Origin of the sequence: Massilia polaris (assembly GCF_012927275.1) — a bacterium.
Classification (GTDB): Bacteria; Pseudomonadota; Gammaproteobacteria; order Burkholderiales; family Burkholderiaceae_D; genus Telluria_A; species Telluria_A polaris.
On record NZ_JABBGG010000008.1, the window covers coordinates 133867 to 157018 of the forward strand.

A 23152-nucleotide genomic window follows, 5' to 3' on the forward strand; every position below is an offset into this window, starting at 1 on the left:
AATAAAAGCCTGATTGTAGCGGATAGCCCGCACAATTGGTTCATTCTTGTCTAGATTTGCCGTTCAAATCGGCGCTACGCCCCGCTCGAGCCGGGCGCTTGCCCATGCAAAGCCTTCCTTCGCAGCAAACAGCCGCTGCACCATCGCCGGCTTCGGGCTTTCCACATACCCGTCTTCATAGGCTATTGGCTTGAGGCCATGCGCCGCCGCTTGCATCAGCAATTCGCCATGTTCCAGCAGGAAGGCCGGGTTGGAGGGCTTGCCGAACGCTTCGTTTCCAAGCGCGAAGGTTTCGTAGATCAGCAGGCCATCGCCGCGCAGGCTGGCGGCCAGGTACCCAAACAGTGGGCGGTGCAGGTAATTGGTGACGACGATGGCGGCAAAGCGCCCCGCCTCGAACGGCCATGCCAGCGCCGGGTCTTCGAGGTCGAAGGCCATGGCCGTGATGCCCTGCCCCGCAGCCTCGGCCAATGCGACGGGGTCGCGGTCGACCGCCAGCACCGGATGGCCAAGCGCGGCGAAATGGCGCGCATGGCGTCCGCTGCCGCAGGCCAGGTCGAGCACCTCCCCTTGCGGCGCCAGCGGCGCGAAGCGCGCGACCCAGGCGGAAACGGGAGCGGCGGCGTGGCTGTTCATCAGGTATACGACAGGCCCATCGCTTCGCGCACGTCGCGCATGGTTTCCTGCGCCAGTTTGCGGGCGGCGTCGCAGCCGTCGGCGACGATGGCGCGCACCAGCGACGGATCGTCCAGGTACTGCTGGGCGCGCTCGTGCATCGGTTCCTGTTCCTGGATGATCGCGTCGATGACAGGCTGCTTGCATTCGAGGCAGCCGATGCCGGCCGTGGTGCAGCCCTTGACCACCCAGTCGCGCGTCGCTTCCGCGGAATAGACTTCGTGCAATTGCCACACCGGACATTTGCGCGGGTCGCCGGGATCCGTGCGGCGGATGCGCGCCGGGTCGGTCGGCATGGTGCGGATTTTCTTGACCACCGAGTCCTTGTCTTCCCGCAGCGCGATCGCGTTGCCGTAGCTCTTGGACATCTTGCGGCCGTCCAGGCCTGGCAGGCGCGAGGCGACCGTCAGCTTGGCGTGCGGTTCCACCAAAATCAGCTTGCGGCTGCCTTCCAGGTAACCGAACAGGCGTTCGCGGTCGATCATCGACAGGCTCTGGGCGTCGTTCAGCATGGCCTGGGCCTGCTCAAGCGCATCATCCTTGCCCTCCTGCTGGTATTCGGTGCGCAGTTCCATGTACAGGCGGGCGCGCTTGGCGCCGAGTTTCTTGACCGCCTCCATCGCCTTTTCTTCGAAGCCGCGTTCCTTGCCGTACAGGTGGTTAAAGCGGCGCGCGATCTCGCGCATCATTTCGATGTGCGGCACCTGGTCGTCACCGACCGGCACCTCGGTCGCGCGGTAGATCAGCACGTCGGCCGCCTGCAGCAGCGGATAGCCGAGGAAGCCGTAGGTGGCGAGGTCGCGGCTGGCAAGGTTCTCGATCTGGTCCTTGTAGGTCGGCACCCGTTCGAGCCAGCCGAGCGGCGTCGCCATCGACAGCAGCAGGTGCAGCTCGGCGTGTTCCGGTACCCGCGACTGGATGAACAGCGTCGCCTGCGACGGGTCCACACCGGCCGCCAGCCAGTCGATCACCATGTCCCAGGTACTGCGCTCGATGATGCCCGGGTCGTCGTAATGGGTGGTCAGCGCGTGCCAGTCGGCCACGAAGAACAGGCAGGGCTGTTCGGACTGCATCTTGATCCAGTTCTTGAGCGCACCATGAAAGTGGCCAAGGTGCATCGACCCAGTGGGACGCATGCCGGAAACAACGCGGCCGGGATACATGGGGTTAGCCCAGGAGAAGCCGGAAAGGCGCGACGAACAGGTTCAGCAATGTGCCCGTCAGCGCACCCATCGGCACGAACCAGTAATCCAGCAACCTGAACATCAGCAGGCCAATCACGATGAAGAAGCCGTAAGGCTCGATGCGCGCGTATTGAAAGGCAAGCTTGTGCGGGAGGATGCTGGTCATGATGCGGCCACCGTCGAGCGGCGGAAGCGGCAGCATGTTGAACACGAACATCAGGATATTGACCAACACACCGGCCTGGGCCACTTTGTAGGGATACGCTTCGCCAACGCCGGAGGCTACCATCAGCAGCGCAAAGAGCGACCAGCCAAAGGCCATGATGAAATTCGCCAGCGGACCGGCAAAGGCCACCCATGCCATCTGCTTTTTCGGGTTGCGCAGCTTGCCGAAATCGATAGGCACCGGCTTGGCGTAGCCAAATACGAACGGGGTGAAGATATACATCAGCACCGGCAGCGCGATGGTGCCGATCGGGTCGATGTGGCGCAGCGGATTCATGCTCATGCGTCCGGCGGCGTGGGCGGTATTGTCGCCGAAATACTTTGCAGCATAGGCGTGGGCCGCTTCGTGCAAGGTGATGGCGAAGATCACCGGAATTGCGTAGACGGCGATCGCCTGGATAATTTCATTCATAGGGTGGATTCTAACAGAGCGTGGCGGCGCGGCCGCCGGGCGGTGAATGGAGGTTGGGCGAGCCCTTGTTACACGCCGAACAGGGCGGGATTGCCGCGTCCGTGGCGCAACAGCACAGGTTCGGACCCGGTCAGGTCGATGACGGTGGTCGGCTCGAGCGAGCAGGCGCCGCCGTCGATAATCAGGTCGAGCTGCTTCTCAATGCGGTCGCGGATGGTTTCGGCATCGTTCAGCACTTCGCCGTCGTCCGGCAGGATCAGTGTAGTGCTGATCAGCGGCTGGCCCAGTTCTTCCAGCAGCGCGCTGGCGATGGCGTTTTCCGGCACGCGCAGGCCGATGGTCTTGCGCGACGGATGCGACAGGCGGCGCGGCACGGCGCGGGTCGCTTCAAGGATCACCGTGAACGGGCCCGGCGTGGTCGCCTTCAGCAGGCGGAACTGTTTGTTGTCCACGCGCGCGTACTCGGCGATCTCGGACAGGTCGCGGCACAGCAAGGTCAGGTGATGCTTCTCATCGATGCCGCGGATGCGGCGCAATTTTTCCACAGCAGCCTTGTCATCCAGATGGCACACCAGCGCATAGCTGGAGTCGGTCGGGAGCGCGACCACGCCCCCGCCGTGGAGAATCTGCGCAGCCTGCTTGATCAGGCGAAGCTGCGGATTTTCCGGGTGGATCTGGAAAAATTGACTCATAGAGGCGCGGCTGTCGCTTAACGCAGTTGCGACAGGGCCGCGATACGCTGCTCCATCGGTGGATGGGTCGAGAACAGCGCGCCCCAGCCGCCGCCGCCGCCGGAGATACCGGAAGCCGCCATCGAAGTCGGCAACGCGCCGGGCTGCAGCCCGCCGAGGCGGGCCAGTGCGTGCTGCATCGGCACGGGCGAACCCATCAGCTTAGCCGAACCGGCATCGGCGCGGAATTCACGCTGGCGCGAGAACCAGGCCACGATGATCGACGCCAGCAGGCCGAAGATGATTTCGCAGATAAACACCGTGACCATGTAGCCGATGCCAGGGCCGCGGTCGGAGTCGCCCTTGAGCAGGACCTTGTCGACGAAGTAGCCGACCACGCGCGCCAGGAACACGACGAAGGTGTTGACCACGCCCTGGATCAGGGTCAGCGTGACCATGTCGCCGTTGGCGATGTGGGCAACCTCGTGGCCCAGCACGGCTTCGACTTCGTCACGGTTCATGCTTTGCAGCAGGCCGGTGGAGACGGCGACCAGCGCCGAGTTCTTGAAGGCGCCGGTGGCGAACGCGTTCGGCTCGCCGTCGTACACGGCAACTTCAGGCATGCCGATGCCGGCACGCTCGGACAACTGGCGCACGGTGGCGACCAGCCACTGTTCGGTCGAGTTGGCTGGCGTTTCGATGACGCGCGCGCCGGTCGACCACTTGGCCATCGGCTTACTGATCAACAAGGAGAAGATCGATCCGGTGAAGCCCACCACTGCCGAAAACACCAGCAGTTCGCCGACGTTAATGCCCGCTGCGCTCACGCCGCGACCAATGCCGAGGATATTCAGCACCAGGGACAGCACCAGCATCACAGCAAGGTTGGTGGCGATAAATAGAACAATGCGCTTCATGGAAAGCCTCCCGGCTTAAAGTGTGGTTGACAGGTCGATAAGATAAGGGTGCTCAGGGGAAAATTCAAGTCGGGATACTTAACTGGGGCTTAAGGCTGAAATCGGCGGGTGGTGAAGCAGGGGTTTCGAATTGCATGCGACTCGCCTGCGAAACGGTATCCGCCTGCAAGCGGATACTCCTTGGCGAAGCGGGCTTGACCTCAGAACCAATCGTGCCAAACCGGCGTCACGTTGCCCGGCAATGGCGGCAACTGCGCAAATTCGACCCGGTTCTCGCCCGGCGCATGGAAATCGGTTCCCCGTGAAGCCAGGAAGCCGTAGCGGCGAGCCAACTCGGCATATTGTGGATACTGGTCCGGCGTATGGCTTCCGGTAACCACCTCGATCGCCGTGCCGCCGAGCTGCTTGAACTCATCGAACAACACGCCCTGCGCGGTCACGCTGATCTTGTAGCGCCCCGGATGCGCAATCACCGCGACCCCGCCAGCGGCCTTGATCCAGCCAACCGCCTGTTCCAGGCTGGCCCAGCGATGCGGCACATAGCCCGGCTTGCCTTCAGTCAGGTATTTACGAAACACATCCGGCGTGTTGTTGGCGACGCCGCATTCGACCAGGAAGCGCGCGAAGTGCGTGCGCGACATCAGGTCAGGATTGCCCACATATTTCAGCGCGCCTTCATACGCGCCGGGGATGCCGGCACGCTCGAGCTGCGCGGCAATCTCGCGTCCGCGCGCATCGCGCCCGCTGCGCGTTTCGGCAAGCCCCTGCGCCAGCGTCTGGTTCTGCTCATCAATCTGCAAGCCGACAATATGGACGGTCGAATTTGCCCAGGTAATCGAGATTTCCACGCCAGCGACAAACCGCATGCCGAACTCGTGCGCGGCTGCGCGCGCCCGTGCGATGCCGCCCACCTCATCGTGGTCGGTCAGCGCCCACACGTCGACCCCGGAGCCGTGCGCGTACTTCGCCACGGCTTCCGGCGCGAGCACGCCGTCGGATACATTGGAATGGCAATGAAGATCTACTGTCTGCATACTGAAAACAAGCCTCGGATCAGGAACATGGTCGCGAAGGCTTCATTGTACGCCGACTGAGGAAGTTGCCTCGCGGCGAGGAGCAAACAGCGGCTCATTCGCGCGTGACAAAGTCCTCGATCATGCGCGCCAGCAGCTCGGGCTGGTCATGGTGCAGCATGTGGCCCGCGTCCGGCATCATGTGCGCCGTCACGTTGGCCAGGTGCGACAGGCGGCGGTCGACTTCAATGCGCGCCTGTTCCTTCGGCCCCATCCACTGCCACATATTGGTGTCCTCGGCCTCCACCCACATCACCGGCGCGGTGATTGCGCGCGAGCAGGCCAGCACTTCCTCGACGTGGTATAGCAAGGGGCTCGGCTTCTTGTGCTGCGGATCGCCCAGGATTTCCCACTCGCCCGCCGCATTTGGCGCCGACCAGTGCTGCGACAGGAAATCGGCGCGCTCGTCCTTCAGGCGCGGATTGGTCTTCTGCAGGCGCGCCGCCACGGCCTGGCGGCTCGGATAGGACTTCAATACCGGCGGCTCGCGCAATTCATCGAGCCACTTCGCATAGCGCTTCGGCGAATCCTCCGGTTTGGTGGCCGGCAGGCCGAAGCCTTCGAGGTTGATCAGCCGGCGCACCCGGCCTGGCCGCACGCCCGCGTAGACATTGACGACGTTGCCGCCCATGCTGTGGCCGAGCAGGTTGACCGCTTCGCCCGGCGCAAAATGGTCGAGGATCGCATCGAGGTCGGCCACGTAGTCGGCGAACCAGTAGGTATCGGACTGCGTGCGCTCCGACTGGCCGAAACCGCGCCAGTCCGGCGCGATCACATGCCAGTCCTGCTGCAGGCAGTCGACCACGAACTGGAACGAGGCCGACACATCCATCCAGCCGTGCACCATGAAAATTTTCGGCGCCCCTTCCCTGCCCCAGTGGCGGGTATGGCTGCGCAGGCCGCGGATCGACAGGAATTCGGAACGGGATGGTTTCATGCTTGCCTCGGAATAAAAGTACGACCGTTCGAATTATACGCTGCTGTTGATTTTCCGGCTGGCGGCCCCATTTGCTCGCATTCAGCCGGCAAAGCGGGCTCCGGGCGTAAAATAGCGCCATCCCAACGTTTCCACTAAGACTACTATGGCCATCTTCCAGCTGGGCGAGCACGCTCCCGAGATCGACGCATCGGCTTTCGTCGCAGAGTCCGCCAACCTGATCGGCAAGGTCACCCTCGAAGCCAACGCGTCGGTGTGGTTCGGCGTGACGATCCGCGGCGACAACGAACGCATCACCATCGGCGAAGACAGCAATGTCCAGGAGGGCACGGTCATGCACACCGACATGGGCTACCCGCTCGACATCGGCAAGGGTGTCACCATCGGCCATCAGGCGATGCTGCACGGCTGCACCGTGGGCGACGGCTCGCTGATCGGCATACAGGCCGTGATCCTGAACGGCGCGAAGATCGGCAAGGGCTGCCTGGTCGGCGCCGGCGCCCTGGTCACCGAAGGCAAGGAATTCCCGGACTACTCGCTGATTATCGGCGCCCCGGCCAAAGCGGTGCGCACGCTCGGCGAAGAAGACGTCGCCCGCCTGAAAGCCAGCGCCGCCAGCTATGTGAAGCGCGGCCAGCTGTTCAAGGCTGAACTCAAAAGAATCGGATAAGACATGACAACAGAAACCAAAGACACCCTGCAAAAATTCATCTTCGAGAACGCCGCCGTGCGCGGCGAGTTCGTCGAGATCTCGGACACCTGGCGCGAAGTCCAGGCGCGCCACAGCTACCCGCCGGCGGTCAAGACCGTGCTGGGCGAGATGCTGGCCGCCGCCGCCCTGCTGTCGGCCAACCTGAAGTTCAACGGCGCGATCGTCATGCAGATCCACGGCGATGGCCCGGTCAAGCTGATGGTCGTCGAATGCGACTCCGAACTGCGCCTGCGCGCCACCGCCAAGCTGGCCGAAGGCGCGCACGTGGCCGACGACGCCACCCTGACGTCGCTGCTGAACGCGACCGGCAAGGGCCGTTTCGTGATCACCCTCGACCCGATGGACAAGATGCCCGGCCAGCAGCCGTACCAGGGCATCGTGCCGCTCGACGGCGAAGACATGGCGACCGTGATCGAAAACTACATGCTGCGTTCCGAGCAGCTCGACACGCGCCTGTGGATCGCTGCCGACGCCCATATCTCGCGCGGGTTGCTGCTGCAAAAGCTGCCGCGCCACAGCGGCAAGGACGACCAGACCAAGCAGGCCAGCGAAGCGGAAGAACTCGAAACGTGGAACCGCGCGGTGATGCTGGCGTCGACCCTGAAACAGGAAGAGCTGCTGTCGGCCGATATCCAGACCCTGATGAACCGCCTGTTCTGGGAAGAGACCATCCGCGTGTTCGACCCGGCGCACCCGCACTTCCACTGCAGCTGCACCCGTGAAAAGGTCGGCAACATGCTGAAGATGCTGGGCACCGAGGAAGTCGAGGCGGCGCTGGAAGATTTGGATGCGCTCGAAATCAACTGCGACTTCTGCGGCAAGCACTACGCATTCGACAAGGTCGACTGCGCGCAGCTGTTCGCCACCGATACCCCGGTCGAGATCCTGATCCCGGCGGGCGATGTCAAGCACTGACCTGCGCACCACCCCGCGCGCGGCGTTCCCGCACTTCTGCGAGATCGCCACGCGCTGGATGGACAACGACGTCTATGGCCACGTGAATAACGTGGTGTACTACTCGTATTTCGACACGGCAGTGAACCAGTTCCTGATCGCGAACGGCGTGCTGGACATCCGTCAGGGCGAGATCGTCGGATTCGTTGTGGACAGCGGCTGTTCGTACTTCAGTCCAATTGCGTTTCCGGACACGGTGCACGTAGGCATGCGCGTCGCCAGGCTAGGCAATTCCAGCGTACGTTATGAGATCGGGATTTACCGTAACGACGACGCTGCACCTGCCGCTGTCGGCCACTTCGTCCACGTCTACGTGGAGCGCAGCAGCAATCGCACGGTGCCGATTCCCCCGCGTGTGCGCGACGTGCTCGAAACCATTCGCGGTACCACGAGCGGTCTTCCTAGCCAAAGGGATTCAAAAAATTAACGCCAGTGTTTGAAAAATCCTGGACGTTGCGAGTCACAACGTCAAGCCCATGAATTAACGCGATCGCGGCAATTTACTTATCGACGGGATGGTTCGCATTGGGAGACATCAAACGCCCCCACACTTGTGCACAGTCCGCATCGAAGGCCAATACCCGATCCGCATATTCGTCCATGACCAGATTGAGCCAAAGCTCCAGCCGGTCAGCTTGGGGCTGGTCACCGCGGCCGCGGATGTTTTCAATTCCACGTCGAATTTCACCAACTGTCTGCACAGACAGGTAACGTTCGGCAACCGGTGTCGAACGGAAAAAGTATGCGACACCCGGATTGGCACGACTCCCTTTCCGCGCTTCGCTAATCACATTCGTATCGATCAGGTACATTCCTGATTTTAGCCTTTACGTACATCGAAGTCGGCATCCTCGCCCACGTCGGGCATACTTGCGAGCACGTCCGCGACACTTCGGCGGCGAGGCCGTTTGAGCACGGCTTTCAATATCTCACGGTGCTCGGCCTCGGCACTGCGGCCGTTGGCGGCGGCCCTTTTTTTCAAGGCAAGCGCCACATCTTCATCGATATTGCGAACGATTAAATTTGTCGCCATGGCAGCTTCCCAGAGATGCAATCAATGATTGCATAGTACCTTCCTGTGAAATCTGCCGCAAGCGTACTGAGTCAGGGGTAACGTTTTACCGGTGCCACTTACAAGCAACTGCAAAAATTGGAGATCCCACCATGTCGCTAGCGCTTTACGGTCATCCCTTTTCCTCGTACACGCAGAAAGTGCTCATCGCGCTGTACGAAAACGGCATCCCCTTCGAATTCCGCTGTATCGGACCGGAGACGCCGCAGCACTCGGCAGAGTGGCTGCGGCGCTGGCCGCTGCGCAAATTCCCGCTCCTGGTCGACAATGATCGCAACATCGTCGAGACCAGCATCATCATCGAGTATCTCCAGCTCGCGCATCCGGGACCAATACGCCTGCTGCCCGAGGACCCGGTGGCCGCGATGGACGTGCGCTTTCTCGACCGCTTCTTCGACCTGCATGTCATGAGCCCGATTCAGCACGCGGTAAGCGGCACCATGACTGGCGACCCGGTGAAGCGTGAAGATGGTTTAGCCTTTGCCAGGGAAAAGCTGGATCTCGCGTACGCGTGGCTTGACACGCAGCTTGCCGGAAGGACCTGGGCTGCCGGCGGGGACTTTACCCTCGCGGACTGCGCGGCCGCCCCCTCCCTGTTCTATGCGGATTGGACGCACCCGATTTCTGACGCCTACCCCATACTGCGCGCCTACCGCACCCGCTTGCTGGCCCGCCCGGCCTTCGCCCGCGCGGTGGACGAGGCGCGGCCGTACCGGCAGCTGTTCCCTTTGGGGGCGCCTGACCAGGATTAATGGCGATTCCATGTAACGCGCCATTTTTTTCGCGATTCCTGTCACAAGCCGGCCGGCGCTGACGTCTTATAGGTATGGAAGGCACAACGGGTGCCTCCTCCCTATTCGAAAGGCTCATCATGTCGCACGTCGCCCGCATCCCCTTCTATACACTCGCCCCAGCCAACCTGAAGGCGATGATCAACCTGTCCGCGTCGGTCAAGAAAAACTCGCTCGGCGAATACCTGGTCGAACTGGTGTTCCTGCGCGTCTCGCAGGTCAATGGCTGTGGCGTATGCGTCGACATGCACTGGCGCGAACTGACCAAGAACGGCGCCGATCCGCGTCACCTGAACGCCGTGCCGGGCTGGCGCGAGGCGCCCTTCTTCAGCCCGCGCCAGCGCGCTGCACTTGGCTGGGCCGACGCCGTCAACGCGCTGCCCCAGCGCGACGACACCGACGCCGCCTACGCTGAACTGGAGAAGCATTTCGACCCGACCGAGATCGCTGAACTGAGCTACGCGGTAGCCGTAATCAAGGGCTGGAATGTGCTTAACCTCAGCTTGCGCAACCAGATCCCGCAAGTCCCTGCGCCGGGCTTTTAAGCATTGATCCGCCAGGCATTACACTGTCAAACCGACCGAGTGCCAGCCATGACCCAGCAACCCACGACCGACGAGATCCTCGCTTTCGACGCGCTCTGTCCGCGCTTGTTTTCGATCGCGTACCGGATGCTCGGCACGCGCGCCGATGCGGAGGATGTCGTGCAGGATGCCTGGCTGCGCTGGCACGGCGCCGAACAGGCCGGCGTGCAATCGCCCGAGGCCTGGCTGGTGACGGTCACCACGCGCCTCGCCCTCGACCGGCTGCGCACCCGCAAGGCGGAGCGCGAAACCTACACTGGCTGGTGGCTGCCGGAGCCGCTGGTCGAGCTGGACGAACACACGCCGGAAAGTGCCGCCGAACTGGCGAGCGACGTATCGGTGGCGCTCATGTGGGTGCTGGAACGGCTGGCGCCCGAAGAGCGCGCCGCATTCCTGATGCGCCAGGTGTTCGACCAGGACTACGCCGACATCGCGGCCATGCTGAACAAATCCGAAGCCAGCTGCCGCCAGCTGGTGCACCGGGCGCAGGCGCGGGTGCAGCAGGAACGTCCCCGCTTCGAGGTACCGAAGGATATGCACCGCGACCTGCTGGCCAGGTTCATGCAGGCTGCCGGTAACGGCGACCGCGCAGCCATGAAGGCGATGATGTCGGACGATGTGCAGCTGGTGGCCGACGGCGGCGGCAAGGTCAACTCGTTCCAGCATATCCTGCACGGGGCTGGCCGCGTGGCTGGCGTTTACTGGGCACTGGAAAACCAGAATCCGTCTCAGGTTGCGTACCGCGCTGCCGTGGTCAATGGCGAGCCAGGACTGTTGCGCTACGTCGCAGGAAAAATCGAATCGGCCCAGTCCTTCATCGTCGACGACGGCCGCATTGTGGTGGTCTTCATCATGCGTAACCCCGACAAGCTCACCACGATCCCGCAATTTATTTGAACTGCCCGGCGCAGGATGAATGTGCCACAATCAGGTTTTCATTCTCCTGTCTTCGAGATGACACTTCCTGTTTCCTGCGGCACTCTCATTGTCAACGGCGCAGGTCAGCTGCTGCTTTGCCACGTTACCGGCACGGCCAAGTGGGATATCCCGAAGGGGATGCAAGACCCGGGCGAGACGCCGATTGAAACGGCAATGCGCGAGATGAAGGAAGAAGCCGGACTCGAATTCGAAGCGGCGATGTTTACGGACCTGGGCTGCTTCGACTACCGCAAGGACAAGATGCTGCACCTGTTCCTGGTGCGCGCGCCCGCGGCGTTGGACTGCCTCGACCACCTGGAATGCACCAGCTTCTTCCCGCACCACGTGACGGGCGATCCAACGCCCGAAGCGGACGGCTTCCGCTGGGCGTCGCGCGACGAACTGGCCAAGCTATGCTGGCCAAGAATGGCGGAACGCCTGGCGGCGATGGACTGGTAGTCCCTGCAAACGACAACAGCCCCATCGGGGCTGCTTTCACATCCGCTCCTGTAGTTAACCGGACCTGCGCTACAACGCTAATTATTCAAAAGGACATGTGCGATCAGGCCAGTGGCCAATGCTACCAACGCATAGTCATTGCCGGCCTGGACCCATTGGTATCCACGCGGAGGCGCGGACAGGCGACGGCCGCGCCAGTCGCTGACCACATAACGCGAACCGCGATATTCGTGCGCCAGGTATGCGCCGCGCTGCACGCGGTAGTGTGAGCCGGTGGTGTAACCGTAGTGGCGGCGCTCGGCACCGTGGCGGTTATCGTAACGATCATGGCGGTCATAACGTCCGTCATGGCCGTACTGCGCGCGCTGGTTGTTGTCATAACGCTCGCCGCGGTAGCTGCGGTCGTTCTGCTCATACCGGTCATTGCGGTTGTCGCGGTCGTCGCGGTCGTAGGACTGCGCGAATGCGGCACCGGAAGTAAAGGTCGCTGCAACAGCGGCGATGATGAGGGCTTTCGTGTTCATATGAACTCCTGAGGTGAAGTGAAACCACTTGTCTGCCTGGGCTCCTGCAGAACCATCGTCTCCAGGAGATGAGCTAGTACAGTTCCTTCGCCCATGAATGCATTAAACCCCGTACAAATGTACAGTTCTACCGTTTACCAGTAAGAAGTGTTACGCGAGGTATCTACCGGGATCGGTCAGGATCTGGCGTAACCTGCCTCGCGCTGGCTGCGTATAGCAAGGATAAACACGGTATCGATCTCTTCCACATAGCGGTACAACGCGACGTAACCATGCGATCCGCGTCCGATCACGAGCTCGCGCTTTTCGCCTCTCGCTGGCTTACCAATCAATGGGTTGTGTTCGAGGATGCCGATGGCGGTGGTGATTTCTTTCATCCGCGACGAAAGATCTTGAATTCGCGTCTGAAGAAGATGTACGAGGATACGTTCGAAGTCCTCCATAATTTCAGGAGCGAGTTCGATGCGGGCCATATCAGCCGCGCATTTTTGTGCCTTTGGGACGCGGCGAGGGTTTGCCCGCCGCGCGATCTTCGAGATACCGGCGCATGTCGGGCCATGCAACCGTCTTGCCCGTCGCCGCAATCCTGGCCATTCGCGCGTCGGCCTGATCGGAGAACTCAAGACGCCGCTCTTCAAGATCAGCTTTTTCGCTGATGGCTTCAAGAATCAGGCTATGGGTGGATTTTCCAGTGCGTTCGGCTGCGGCTGCAATTCGCGCCTTCAAGTCGTCTGGCAAGCGGATCGTCGTGGTGGACATAAAACCTCCGATTTATTCGTGAATGTAGCACACTTGTGACGCGCGCCGGCCGACATGCGGATGATGAATCGGGCGCGGACGAAAAAAAACCGCCGCGTATCGGGACGGGCGGTTTCGTGGGCTTACGACGCTTAATGACTCGACGTCTTCTCGCCTTTCGGCGGCGGCGGCGGCGGCGGCGGTGTCGCCGATTCAACTGGCTTGCCGTTCTTGCCGAGCACCTGCACGAAGATCTCGTTCTGCTTGATCATGCCAAGCTCGAAGCGCGCACGCTCTTCGACCGCGCCGGTGCCGGTCTTCAGGTCGATGACCTCCGATTCCAGCTTGGCGTTGCGCGCCTTGCGGTCGGCTGCGCTCTGCTGCGCGGTGGCGACCTGGCTTTCAAGGTCGTACACGCGCAGCCAGCCGCCCTTCCCCAGCCAAAGCGGGTACTGGATCAGGAGCAGCAACGCTGCAAGGGCGAGCGTAATCAGGCGCATGGCGTCGGAAGCTGGCCGGGTTCAACCGGCCAGGCCTGTTTTTACTTCAGGTTGTAGAACGCGTCGCGGCCAGGGTAGCTGGCGATGTCGCCCAGGTCTTCTTCGATGCGCAGCAGCTGGTTGTACTTGGCCATGCGGTCCGAACGCGACAGCGAGCCGGTCTTGATCTGCAGGGCGTTACAGCCAACCGCGATGTCCGCGATCGTCGAGTCTTCGGTTTCGCCCGAGCGGTGCGAGATCACGGCGGTGTAGCCAGCGCGCTTGGCCATCTCGATCGCTGCGAAGGTCTCGGTCAGGGTGCCGATCTGGTTGATCTTGATGAGGATCGAGTTGGCGATGCCCTTCGAGATGCCTTCCTTCAGGATCTTGGTGTTGGTGACGTACAGGTCGTCGCCGACCAGCTGCACCTTCTTGCCCAGCGCTTCGGTCAGGATCGCCCAGCCGTCCCAGTCGTTTTCCGCCATCGCGTCTTCGATCGAGATGATCGGGTACTTGTCGCACCAGGTCGCGAGCATGTTGGTGAATTCGGTCGCGGTGAGCGAGAGGCCTTCGCCCGACAGCACGTACTTGCCGTCTTTGTAGAATTCGCTGGCGGCGCAATCGAGGCCCAGCGCGATCTGCGTGCCTGGCTCGTAGCCGGCTTCCTCAATCGCTTGCATGATCAGCTTGATCGCTTCTTCATGGTTGGCGACGTTCGGCGCGAAACCGCCTTCGTCGCCGACCGAAGTGGCCAGGCCTTTTGCGTGCAGGATCTTCTTCAGCGTGTGGAACACTTCCGCGCCGTAGCGGACCGCTTCCTTGAAGCTTGGTGCGCCGACCGGGATGATCATGAATTCCTGGATGTCCAGGTTGTTGTCGGCGTGCGCGCCGCCGTTGATGACGTTCATCATCGGCACCGGCATCTGCATCGCGCCCGAACCGCCGAAGTAGCGGTACAACGGCAGGCCGGCTTCTTCAGCGGCAGCCTTGGCCACTGCCATCGATACGGCCAGCATGGCGTTGGCGCCCAGGCGGCTCTTGTTCTCGGTGCCATCGAGGTCGATCAGGGTGCGGTCGAGGAACGCTTGCTCGTTCGCGTCCAGGCCCATGATCGCTTCGGAGATTTCGGTGTTGATGTTTTCGCAGGCCTGCAGCACGCCCTTGCCGAAGTAACGCTTCATGTCGCCGTCGCGCAGTTCGATCGCTTCGCGCGAACCGGTCGATGCGCCCGACGGCACAGCCGCGCGGCCAATCACGCCCGACTCCAGCAGCACGTCGCATTCCACGGTCGGATTGCCGCGCGAGTCAATGATCTCGCGGCCGATAATATCAACGATAGCACTCATGTTTCAGTCTCCGGAAAGGTAAAAAATTCATCGCGCGCAAACGCCGAACGCCCACATGGGGCGCTCGGGAGGTTGGCATATTATTTACATCAGTTGAAGCTGGTTTCGAGGAAGGCCGTTCTCTTCACCACGCGGTCGATGTCGACCAGGGTGGCAAGCAGCTCTTTCATGCGTCCCAGCGGCACCGCGTTGGGGCCGTCCGACATCGCTTCGGCCGGATTCGGGTGGGTTTCCATGAACAGGCCGGCAACACCGACTGCCACCGCTGCGCGCGACAGCACCGGGATGTGTTCGCGCTGGCCGCCCGAGGACGTGCCCTGCCCGCCCGGCAGCTGCACCGAGTGGGTGGCGTCGAAGACGACCGGGCAGTTCGATTCGCGCATAATGGCGAGCGAACGCATGTCCGACACCAGGTTGTTGTAGCCGAACGAAGCGCCGCGCTCGCAGGCCATGAAGTTGTCTTCGTTCAGGCCCGCGTCGCGTGCTGCCGCGCGTGCCTTGTCGATCACGTTCTTCATGTCGCCAGGAGCCAGGAACTGGCCCTTCTTGATGTTGACCGGCAGGCCGGACTGGGCGCAGGCGACGATGAAGTCGGTCTGGCGGCACAGGAAGGCCGGGGTCTGGATCACGTCGACCACGCTGGCGACCATCGGGATTTCTTCGATGGTATGCACGTCGGTCAGGACCGGCACGCCGATCTCGCGCTTGACGTCAGCCAGGATCTCCAGGCCCTTCTCCATGCCAGGACCGCGGAAGGTCTTGCCCGACGAGCGGTTGGCCTTGTCGAAGGACGACTTGTAGATGAACGGGATACCCAGCGCCGAAGTGATTTCCTTGAGGGTGCCGGCGGTGTCCATCGCCATCTGGCGCGACTCGATCACACAGGTACCGGAAATCAGGAAAATCGGGTGCTCAAGGCCTACGTCGAAACCACATAGCTTCATGCTGCATCTCCTTGCAAGGCCGGCGCGCCGGTGTTGGCGGCCTGGCTGTTTGCCGCCTGGTGGGCCAGGGCAGCCTTGATGAACGACGTGAACAGCGGATGGCCGGTACGCGGGGTCGACTTGAACTCCGGGTGGTACTGGACGCCCATGTACCACGGGTGCGAATTGTCGCCGGTGCGCGGCAGTTCCATGATCTCGCACAGGTCTTCGGTCGGGGTGCGGGCCGACACCACCAGGCCAGCCGCTTCAACGCGCGACAGGTAGTGGTTGTTGGCTTCGTAGCGGTGGCGGTGACGCTCGGTCACGACGCTGCCGTAGATTTCCGCTGCCAAGGTGCCCGGATTGACCGCGCAGGTCTGCGCACCAAGGCGCATGGTGCCGCCCAGGTCCGAATTCTCGTCGCGCTTTTCGACCTTGCCGTCGTGGTTCTGCCACTCGTTGATGAGGGCGACGACCGGCTGGTCGGTCTCGGTGTCGAACTCGGTGGAGTTTGCGTTGGCCAGGCCTGCCTTGTGGCGGGCGTATTCGATCAGCGCAACCTGCATGCCGAGGCAGATGCCCAGGTATGGAATCTTGTTTTCACGGGCGTAGCGTGCGGCCATGATCTTGCCTTCCACGCCGCGCTTGCCGAAGCCGCCCGGCACCAGGATCGCATCGTACTTGGCCAGGTGCTCGCAGCCGCGGGTTTCGATGTCTTCCGAGTCGAGGTATTCGATGTTGACGCGGCTTTCGGTGTGGATGCCTGCGTGGCGCAGCGCTTCGGTCAGCGACTTGTACGACTCGGTCAGGTCGACGTACTTGCCGACCATGCCGATCGTGACCGATGCCTTCGGATGCTCGAGCGCGTGAATCAGCTTGGTCCATACCGACAGGTCGGCCGGCGGCGCTTCGATGCCGAGCGCTTCGAGGATGATCTCGTCGAGGCCCTGGTCGTGCAGCACCTGCGGCACCTTGTAGATGGTGTCGACGTCCCAGACCGAAATCACGGCCTGCTCTTCGACGTTCGAGAACAGCGAAATCTTGGCGCGCTCGTCGTCCGGGATCGGGCGGTCGGCGCGGCACAGCAGCGCGTTCGGCGAGATGCCGATCTCGCGCAGCTTCTGCACGCTGTGCTGGGTAGGTTTGGTTTTCAGTTCGCCGGCCGACGCGATGTACGGCACCAAGGTCAGGTGAACGAAGGCCGCCGACTTGCGTCCGGCGCGCAACGACAGCTGGCGCGCGGCTTCGAGGAACGGCAGCGATTCGATGTCGCCCACGGTGCCGCCGATTTCAACCAGCGCAATGTCCACGCCTTCGGCGCCGCGGTAGATGTAATCCTGGATCTCGTTGGTGATGTGCGGGATGACCTGCACGGTCTTGCCGAGGTATTCGCCGCGGCGTTCCTTGCGGATCACCGATTCGTAGATCTGGCCGGTGGTGAAGTTGTTCACCTTGCGCATGCGGGTGCTGATGAAGCGCTCGTAGTGGCCGAGGTCGAGGTCGGTCTCGGCGCCGTCGTCGGTGACGAACACTTCACCGTGCTGCATTGGGCTCATGGTACCCGGATCGACGTTGATATACGGGTCGAGCTTGAGCATGGTGACTTTGAGGCCGCGCGATTCAAGGATCGCGGCGAGGGAGGCGGCGGCAATCCCCTTACCCAGGGAAGACACGACGCCACCAGTGACGAAGACAAATTTGGTCATTGCAGAATGGTGCCGAACGGCACGCGCGGGAAATTGAAATTATACCTTAAACCGGCCAATACTTCCGCAGAACAAGGTAAAAAAACATCATCGTCACGGCATGTGTACATAACTGCAATATGAAACGGAGCGGAACGCAAGTGTATATGGGCTGACTGCGTGAAGCACCGAACAGACTTGCCCGCCTTCAAAGTTCATCCTTGAACTTTTTCCCACCATGGAGGCTGATATGTCCTACGAACAACGCGATGCCTACGGCATGTATGCCGACAAGGGCCACAAGGGCCCGGGTCCTGAACTGATGGGCGCCGAGACGCTGATCGGCAACCACGTGCACAACCTCAGGAACGAGCACCTTGGCGAGATCAAGGAAATCATGCTCGACATGCGTACCGGCAAAGTGGCGTATGCCGTGATGTCGAGCGGCGGCATGCTGTCGATCGGCGAGAAACTGTTCGCAGTGCCGTGGGAAGCGCTGACGCTCGATACCGTGCACAAGCGCTTCACGATGGATGTCGAAAAGACCCTCATCGAAAACGCGCCTGGCTTCGACACCGATCACTGGCCCGACATGGCCGAGCAGAAATGGGCGCTTCAGATCCACAGTTACTACGGAACGCAGCACGCCCAATAATCGTTGCCCGGGGCCAGTCCGCCGATCAAACGAAATTTTCGTTTTAAATAACGGCCTGGCTCCGAATTTTTTCTGTTTATCTTTTGAAAACGTGTGGGAAAATACGACGGATGAGGACTAAAACTCACCAAGTATTGCCCAAAGGCATTTAGAATCACTCCTCGAATTCGCATCGGCGATGTTTTTCTGAGGAAGTGGCGACATGGGATTTTTGGCAAATATTCAAATTGGCAAGCGCCTGGCGATCGGCTTTGCGCTGATCCTGGCGATGACGGCGCTGATCGCGATGGGCGGTATCTGGCGCCTGAACCAGGTCGCCGACTCGACCCGCGTGATGATGGTGCAGCCGCTCGCCAAGGAGCGCATGATCGTCGACTGGTACACGCAGATCTTTGCCGCTGTACGCCGCACTGCGGCAATCGTCAAGAGCAGCGACCCTGAACTCGGCCCCTTCTTCAAGGAAGATGCGGCGGCCACCGCCAAGACGACGTCGGACCTGATGAAGCAGATCGAACCCTTGATCACCGGCGATGACGAAAAGGCCCTGTACGCCAAGATCGTCGAACAGCGCAAGGCATACACGGCCGGCCGCGACGGCGCGATCAAGGCCAAGGCGGACGGCAACGCCGAAGAAGCGACCCGCATCTTCGAGCACGGCTTCGTGCCCGCCTCCAAGGTGTACCAGGAATCGGTCCGCGAGCTGGTCGCCATGCAACGCGCGCATATCGACGCCACCGCGCGCTCGATCGACGAAACTGCCGCATTCAGCACCAAAATGATCGCCGCCCTCGCCGCCGGCGCGGTGCTGCTCGGCGCGCTGTGTTCATGGCTGCTGACGACCGGTATCGTCCGTCCGATCCGCGAAGCGGTGGCGCTGGCCGAGACGGTCGCCAGCGGCGACCTGACGCGCCAGATCTCCGTGTCGAGCCGCGACGAAACCGGCGCCCTGTTGCGCGCGCTGCGCCAGATGAACGACAGCCTGGTCGGCATTGTGTCCCAGGTACGCAGCGGCACCGACTCGATCTCCACCGCCTCGCGTGAAATCGCCGACGGCAACCTCGACCTGTCGGCGCGCACCGAACAGCAAGCCAGCGCGCTGGAAGAAACCGCCGCCTCGATGGAAGAACTGACCACCACGGTGCGCCAGAACGCCGACAATGCGCGCCAGGCCAACCAGCTGGCGCTTACCGCCTCCGAAATCGCGGTCCAGGGCGGCGCGGTGGTGGACCAGGTCATTGCGACCATGGGCTCGATCAACGACTCGTCGCGCAAGATCGTCGACATCATCGGCGTCATCGACGGCATCGCGTTCCAGACCAATATCCTCGCGCTGAATGCGGCGGTGGAAGCGGCGCGTGCCGGCGAACAGGGACGCGGCTTCGCCGTGGTGGCGTCGGAAGTGCGTACCCTGGCACAGCGTTCGGCGGCGGCGGCCAAGGAGATCAAGGGCCTGATCGGCGACTCGGTCGAGAAGGTCGACGCCGGCACCGCGCTGGTGGACCGGGCCGGGACCACGATGGAACAGGTAGTCACCAGCATCCGCCGCGTGACCGACATCATGGCCGAGATCTCGAGCGCCAGCGCCGAGCAGACCGGCGGCATCGAGCAGGTCAACGCGGCGATCGGGCAGATGGATGAAGTCACCCAGCAGAACGCGGCGCTGGTCGAGGAAGCGGCGGCAGCGGCTGGCTCGATGCAGGAGCAGGCAGGCCAGCTGGCGCAGGTGGTCAGCGTGTTCAAGCTTGATCGCGATGCAGCGCCAGCGGCCAAAGCTGCTGCAGCGCGCGCGCCTGTCGCCCGCGCTGCCGTGGCACGTCCGGCGGCGGCACGTCCGGCGGCCAGCAAGCCATCGATCCCGGCCCCACAGCGCAAGCGCGCTGCGGCCACCACGGCGGGCGACGACTGGGAACAGTTCTGATTTAGCAGAAGTTGCGGCTGGAGGTGTCGAGCCGGCCGAGCAGGTGCGACATGTCGACCAGCCGCTTGGCGACCAGGTGGCGCACTTCCCCTTCGCGCTGCCAGATGCCATACACGCCCAGCAGCGGCGCGCCCAGCACTTCGCGGCGCTGCTGCTCCACCAGCGACGGCCACACGATCACGTTGACGTTGCCGGTCTCGTCTTCCAGCGTCACGAACAGCACACCCTTCGCGGTCGCGGGCCGCTGCCGCACGGTGACGATGCCGCAGGCGCGCGCCAGTTGCCCGTGCTGGTAGTCGGCCAGTGTCGATGCGGGCATGAAGCGCTGCTCCAGCAGCCGTGGCCGCAGCAGCGCCAGCGGATGCCGTCCCAGCGTCAAGCCTTGCGAGCGGTAGTCGCCGATGATCTCGTCGCCTTCGCTCGGCGCCGCTAGCTGCGGCGTGTCTTCGGCCAGCGAGGTTGGCCGCAGCAGGTCCTTGTCGGGCACCGCGCCGACCGCCTGCCACAGCGCCTGGCGCCGGTTGCCGGCCAGCGACTGCAGCGCGTTGGCGCCGGCCAGCACTTGCAGGTCGTGGCGGTCCAGCTGCGCGCGGCGCGCCAGGTCGCTGACGCTGGCGAACGGCCGGATCGCGCGGGCGTCTTCAATCCGCGCGGCCGCTTCCTTGCGCATGCCGCGCTGGAGCGAGAGCCCGAGCCGCACCGCGGCTTGCGGCCGCTCTCCCCCGCCCCCGGTATCTTCCAGCGTGCTGTCCCAGCCGCTGATGGCGATGTCCACCGGCCGCACTTCGATGCCGTGCCGCTGCGCGTCCTGCACCAGTTGGGAGGGGCTGTAGAAGCCCATCGGCTGGCTGTTCAAGAGCGCGCACATGAAGGCGGCCGGTTCGTGGCACTTGAGCCAGGAGCTGGCATACGCCAGCAGCGCGAAGCTGGCGGCATGCGATTCGGGGAAGCCGTATTCGCCGAAGCCCTGGATCTGGCTGAAGATCGATTCGGCGAACTCCCTTTCGTAGCCGCGTTCGAGCATGCCGCCGACAATCCGGTCGTAGTATTTTTCGAGCCCGCCCTTGCGCTTCCACGCGGCCATCGCGCGCCGCAACTGGTCCGCTTCGCCCGGCGTGAAGCCGGCCGCCAGCATCGCCACCTGCATCACCTGTTCCTGGAAAATCGGCACACCCAGCGTGCGTTCGAGCGCGACCTTCATCTCGGGCTTGGGATAGTTGACCGGTTCGATCCCCTGCCGTCGCCTTAAGTACGGGTGCACCATGCCGCCCTGGATCGGCCCCGGGCGCACCACCGCCACTTCGATCACCAGGTCGTAGAAGGTCCGCGGCAGCATCCGCGGCAGCATGCTCATTTGCGCGCGCGATTCGATCTGGAACACGCCGATGGTGTCGGCCGCGCAGATCATGTCGTAGGTGGCCGGGTCTTCGGGCGGAATGTCCTGCATCGAGAACACCATGCCGCGCTGCTGGCCGACCAGCTCAAGCGTGCGGCGCAGCGCCGACAGCATGCCCAGCGCAAGGATGTCGACCTTCAGCAGGCCGAGTTCTTCGAGGTCGTCCTTGTCCCACTGGATCACGCTGCGGTCGGCCATCGCCGCGTTTTCGATCGGGACGAGGCGCGACAGCTTGCCCTGCGCGATCACGAAGCCGCCCGGGTGCTGCGACAGGTGGCGCGGGAAGCCAAGCAGGCGCTGGGCCAGCGTGGCCCATTGCTGCGCCAGCTCGGAGTCGGGATCGAGCCCGCTTTCGGCCAGCCGGTTGACCAGGTCTTCCTTGCTGTCGAACCAGTGGTGGTTCTTGGCGACCTTTTCGACAATCGCCAGGTCGATGCCGAGCGCGCGGCCAGCGTCGCGCAGCGCGCTCTTGGGCCGGTACGAGATCACCACCGCCGCCAGCGCGGCCCGCGCGCGTCCGTACTTCTGGTAGATGTACTGGATGACTTCTTCGCGCCGCTGGTGTTCGAAGTCGACGTCGATGTCGGGCGGCTCGTTGCGCTCCTTCGAGATGAAGCGCTCGAACAGCAGCTTGCCGCGCGCCGGGTCGACTTCGGTGATGCCAAGGCAGTAGCACACGGCGGAGTTGGCGGCCGATCCCCTGCCCTGGCACAGGATGCCGGCCGAGCGCGCATAGCGCACGATGTCGTACACGGTCAGGAAGTAAGGCTCGTACTTCAGCTGCCCGATCAGGTCGAGCTCATATTCGACCTGGGCCTGCACCTTCGCCGGTATCCCTTGCGGGAAGCGGTGGTGCGCGCCGATATAGGTTTCGCTGCGCAGGTAGGCGGCCGCGGTCTGCCCCTTTGGCACCAGTTCGTCGGGATATTCGTAGCGCAGTTCGTCGAGCGAGAAGGTGCACAGGCGCGCGATGCGCAGCGTCTCGGCCAGCACCTCCGGCGCGTAGATGTTGGCCAGCCGCAGCCGCGCGCGCAGGTGCTGCTCGGCGTTCTGCGACAGCGAGTAGCCGCATTCGGACACCGCCTTGCCAAGCCGGATCGCGCACAGCGTGTCGTGCATCGGCTTGCGCGAGCGGACGTGCATGCAGACGTGGCCGACCGCCGCAATTGGCAGCCGGTGCTGCCACGCGACCTCCTCGATGGTGGTGCGATGGGCGTCGTCGTAGGCGCGCTGCAGCAGGTTCAGGCCGACCCACGCGCGGCCCGGGAAGGTGGCCGCCATCCAGGCGCTTTGCCGGTGCAGGCGGTCGACGTCGGCCGCGTCATGCCCGGGATAGGACGGCAGCAGGACCGCAAGGCAGTCGGGCAGTCCTTTCAGGTGCGCCTGGCCGGGCGCGGGCTCGGCGAAATCGGCAGGCGTGAGCAGGTAGCTGCCTTTCTCGCTGCGGGTGCGCGCCAGCGTGATCAGCTCGGACAGGTTGCCGTAGCCGTTGCGGTTCTGCGCCAGCACCACCAGCGACAGCGCCGCGCTGCCGTCCCGGTCCTGCAAATGGAAGTGGGCGCCGACCAGCAGCGGCAGCCCCTCGCGCTTGGCCGCCGCGTGCGCCCGCACCACGCCGGCCAGCGAACATTCGTCGGTGATCGCCAACGCCGAATAGCCCAGCTGCACGGCGCGCGCGACCAGTTCCTCGGCGTGCGAGGCGCCATGCAGGAAGGAGAAGTTGGTCAGGCAGAACAGCTCGGCGTAGTCGGGCAGGCTCTGCGCCAGAGGGGCAGGAAACATGGAAATAGACTGTATAAAAACCCAGTATAAACCATGAATCAAGGAGGAACAAATACCGATTCCGCCTTGTCGCCCGTCCCTACCATGCCCCGGCGACTGCCGGACGGTGCACGCCGCTTTAT

At 62.9% G+C, this 23152-nt stretch carries 26 protein-coding genes; 9 read left to right on the forward strand and 17 right to left on the reverse strand.

Annotated elements, in window-relative coordinates; all coding sequences use genetic code 11:
• Nucleotides 1-63 precede the first annotated feature (63 nt).
• The 7 genes from HHL21_RS15225 to HHL21_RS15255 all read right to left on the reverse strand — a co-directional run bounded on the left by HHL21_RS15225 (nt 64) and on the right by HHL21_RS15255 (nt 6094).
• Entirely contained in the window at nt 64-636 is a 573-nt protein-coding gene (locus tag HHL21_RS15225; RefSeq protein ID WP_169467350.1) for a class I SAM-dependent methyltransferase, read from the reverse strand.
• Nucleotides 636-1838, reverse strand: coding sequence for a tryptophan--tRNA ligase (locus HHL21_RS15230; RefSeq protein WP_169467352.1), 1203 nt, complete (start codon nt 1836-1838; stop codon nt 636-638). The genes HHL21_RS15225 and HHL21_RS15230 overlap by 1 nt, the downstream gene beginning before the upstream one ends.
• A gap of 4 nt (nt 1839-1842) precedes the next feature.
• A complete protein-coding gene (locus HHL21_RS15235; RefSeq protein ID WP_169467354.1) occupies nt 1843-2496 on the reverse strand; it encodes a site-2 protease family protein in 654 nt (217 codons plus the stop codon).
• 68 nt (nt 2497-2564) lie between these two features.
• Complete coding sequence (locus tag HHL21_RS15240) at nt 2565-3188, reverse strand: L-threonylcarbamoyladenylate synthase (RefSeq protein ID WP_169467356.1); 624 nt, start codon at nt 3186-3188, stop codon at nt 2565-2567.
• A gap of 17 nt (nt 3189-3205) precedes the next feature.
• The gene (gene htpX, locus HHL21_RS15245) at nt 3206-4084 is read right to left on the reverse strand and encodes a protease HtpX (RefSeq protein WP_169467359.1); all 879 of its coding nucleotides are present in this window, start codon (nt 4082-4084) and stop codon (nt 3206-3208) included.
• Between the two features lie 200 nt (nt 4085-4284).
• Nucleotides 4285-5118: a 3',5'-nucleoside bisphosphate phosphatase gene (locus HHL21_RS15250; protein ID WP_169467360.1), complete on the reverse strand. Its 834-nt coding sequence runs from the start codon at nt 5116-5118 to the stop codon at nt 4285-4287.
• 94 nt (nt 5119-5212) lie between these two features.
• Complete coding sequence (locus tag HHL21_RS15255; protein WP_169467362.1) at nt 5213-6094, reverse strand: alpha/beta fold hydrolase; 882 nt, start codon at nt 6092-6094, stop codon at nt 5213-5215.
• Nucleotides 6095-6239: 145 nt separating this feature from the next.
• On the opposite strand from HHL21_RS15255, the gene HHL21_RS15260 reads away from it, so the two are divergent.
• From HHL21_RS15260 to HHL21_RS15270, 3 genes are read left to right on the forward strand one after another with little or no spacing between them, the layout of a single operon-like run.
• The gene (locus tag HHL21_RS15260) at nt 6240-6764 is read left to right on the forward strand and encodes a gamma carbonic anhydrase family protein (protein WP_169467365.1); all 525 of its coding nucleotides are present in this window, start codon (nt 6240-6242) and stop codon (nt 6762-6764) included.
• 3 nt (nt 6765-6767) lie between these two features.
• Nucleotides 6768-7721: an Hsp33 family molecular chaperone HslO gene (gene hslO / locus HHL21_RS15265; RefSeq protein ID WP_169467367.1), complete on the forward strand. Its 954-nt coding sequence runs from the start codon at nt 6768-6770 to the stop codon at nt 7719-7721.
• Nucleotides 7708-8187, forward strand: coding sequence for an acyl-CoA thioesterase (locus HHL21_RS15270; RefSeq protein ID WP_169467369.1), 480 nt, complete (start codon nt 7708-7710; stop codon nt 8185-8187). The genes hslO and HHL21_RS15270 overlap by 14 nt, the downstream gene beginning before the upstream one ends.
• 73 nt (nt 8188-8260) lie before the next feature.
• On the opposite strand, the gene HHL21_RS15275 is transcribed toward HHL21_RS15270, so the two are convergent.
• Both HHL21_RS15275 and HHL21_RS15280 read right to left on the reverse strand, forming a co-directional pair.
• Complete coding sequence (locus tag HHL21_RS15275; RefSeq protein WP_370659736.1) at nt 8261-8572, reverse strand: PIN domain-containing protein; 312 nt, start codon at nt 8570-8572, stop codon at nt 8261-8263.
• Between the two features lie 8 nt (nt 8573-8580).
• A complete protein-coding gene (locus HHL21_RS15280) occupies nt 8581-8793 on the reverse strand; it encodes a FitA-like ribbon-helix-helix domain-containing protein (RefSeq protein WP_169467371.1) in 213 nt (70 codons plus the stop codon).
• Between the two features lie 131 nt (nt 8794-8924).
• On the opposite strand from HHL21_RS15280, the gene HHL21_RS15285 reads away from it, so the two are divergent.
• The 4 genes from HHL21_RS15285 (at nt 8925) to HHL21_RS15300 (ending at nt 11584) form a co-directional block, all read left to right on the forward strand.
• Nucleotides 8925-9584 carry a glutathione S-transferase family protein gene (locus tag HHL21_RS15285; RefSeq protein ID WP_169467373.1) on the forward strand — a complete coding sequence of 220 codons (660 nt, stop codon included), beginning with the start codon at nt 8925-8927 and terminating at the stop codon, nt 9582-9584.
• A gap of 119 nt (nt 9585-9703) precedes the next feature.
• Nucleotides 9704-10168: a carboxymuconolactone decarboxylase family protein gene (locus HHL21_RS15290; RefSeq protein WP_169467375.1), complete on the forward strand. Its 465-nt coding sequence runs from the start codon at nt 9704-9706 to the stop codon at nt 10166-10168.
• A 48-nt stretch (nt 10169-10216) separates the two neighbouring features.
• Nucleotides 10217-11104 carry an RNA polymerase sigma-70 factor gene (locus HHL21_RS15295; RefSeq protein ID WP_169467377.1) on the forward strand — a complete coding sequence of 296 codons (888 nt, stop codon included), beginning with the start codon at nt 10217-10219 and terminating at the stop codon, nt 11102-11104.
• A 57-nt stretch (nt 11105-11161) separates the two neighbouring features.
• Nucleotides 11162-11584 carry an NUDIX hydrolase gene (locus tag HHL21_RS15300; RefSeq protein ID WP_169467378.1) on the forward strand — a complete coding sequence of 141 codons (423 nt, stop codon included), beginning with the start codon at nt 11162-11164 and terminating at the stop codon, nt 11582-11584.
• 77 nt (nt 11585-11661) lie between these two features.
• Here the strand turns inward: HHL21_RS15300 and HHL21_RS15305 are convergent, their stop codons facing one another.
• From HHL21_RS15305 to pyrG, 7 genes are all read right to left on the reverse strand, one after another.
• On the reverse strand, nt 11662-12108 hold the full coding sequence (locus HHL21_RS15305; protein WP_169467380.1) for an RcnB family protein: 447 nt from the start codon (nt 12106-12108) through the stop codon (nt 11662-11664).
• A 176-nt stretch (nt 12109-12284) separates the two neighbouring features.
• Nucleotides 12285-12581: a type II toxin-antitoxin system RelE/ParE family toxin gene (locus HHL21_RS15310; protein ID WP_169467382.1), complete on the reverse strand. Its 297-nt coding sequence runs from the start codon at nt 12579-12581 to the stop codon at nt 12285-12287.
• 1 nt (nt 12582) lies between these two features.
• Nucleotides 12583-12867, reverse strand: a complete 285-nt coding sequence (locus tag HHL21_RS15315) for a ribbon-helix-helix protein, CopG family (protein WP_169467384.1) — start codon at nt 12865-12867, stop codon at nt 12583-12585.
• A 131-nt stretch (nt 12868-12998) separates the two neighbouring features.
• Nucleotides 12999-13346, reverse strand: a complete 348-nt coding sequence (gene ftsB, locus HHL21_RS15320; RefSeq protein WP_169467386.1) for a cell division protein FtsB — start codon at nt 13344-13346, stop codon at nt 12999-13001.
• 41 nt (nt 13347-13387) lie between these two features.
• Nucleotides 13388-14671 (reverse strand): phosphopyruvate hydratase, encoded by a 1284-nt coding sequence (gene eno, locus HHL21_RS15325; RefSeq protein ID WP_169467388.1) that lies wholly within the window; start codon nt 14669-14671, stop codon nt 13388-13390.
• 89 nt (nt 14672-14760) lie between these two features.
• The gene (gene kdsA, locus HHL21_RS15330; protein WP_169467390.1) at nt 14761-15615 is read right to left on the reverse strand and encodes a 3-deoxy-8-phosphooctulonate synthase; all 855 of its coding nucleotides are present in this window, start codon (nt 15613-15615) and stop codon (nt 14761-14763) included.
• Nucleotides 15612-17300 carry a CTP synthase gene (pyrG, locus tag HHL21_RS15335; protein ID WP_169467392.1) on the reverse strand — a complete coding sequence of 563 codons (1689 nt, stop codon included), beginning with the start codon at nt 17298-17300 and terminating at the stop codon, nt 15612-15614. Before pyrG ends, kdsA begins: the two co-directional genes overlap by 4 nt.
• Before the next feature lie 229 nt (nt 17301-17529).
• On the opposite strand from pyrG, the gene HHL21_RS15340 reads away from it, so the two are divergent.
• Nucleotides 17530-17934, forward strand: a complete 405-nt coding sequence (locus tag HHL21_RS15340; RefSeq protein WP_169467394.1) for a PRC-barrel domain-containing protein — start codon at nt 17530-17532, stop codon at nt 17932-17934.
• 202 nt (nt 17935-18136) lie between these two features.
• Entirely contained in the window at nt 18137-19852 is a 1716-nt protein-coding gene (locus tag HHL21_RS15345) for a methyl-accepting chemotaxis protein (RefSeq protein ID WP_169467396.1), read from the forward strand.
• Nucleotide 19853: 1 nt separating this feature from the next.
• On the opposite strand, the gene HHL21_RS15350 is transcribed toward HHL21_RS15345, so the two are convergent.
• The gene (locus tag HHL21_RS15350) at nt 19854-23030 is read right to left on the reverse strand and encodes an error-prone DNA polymerase (protein WP_169467398.1); all 3177 of its coding nucleotides are present in this window, start codon (nt 23028-23030) and stop codon (nt 19854-19856) included.
• Nucleotides 23031-23152: the final 122 nt, after the last annotated feature.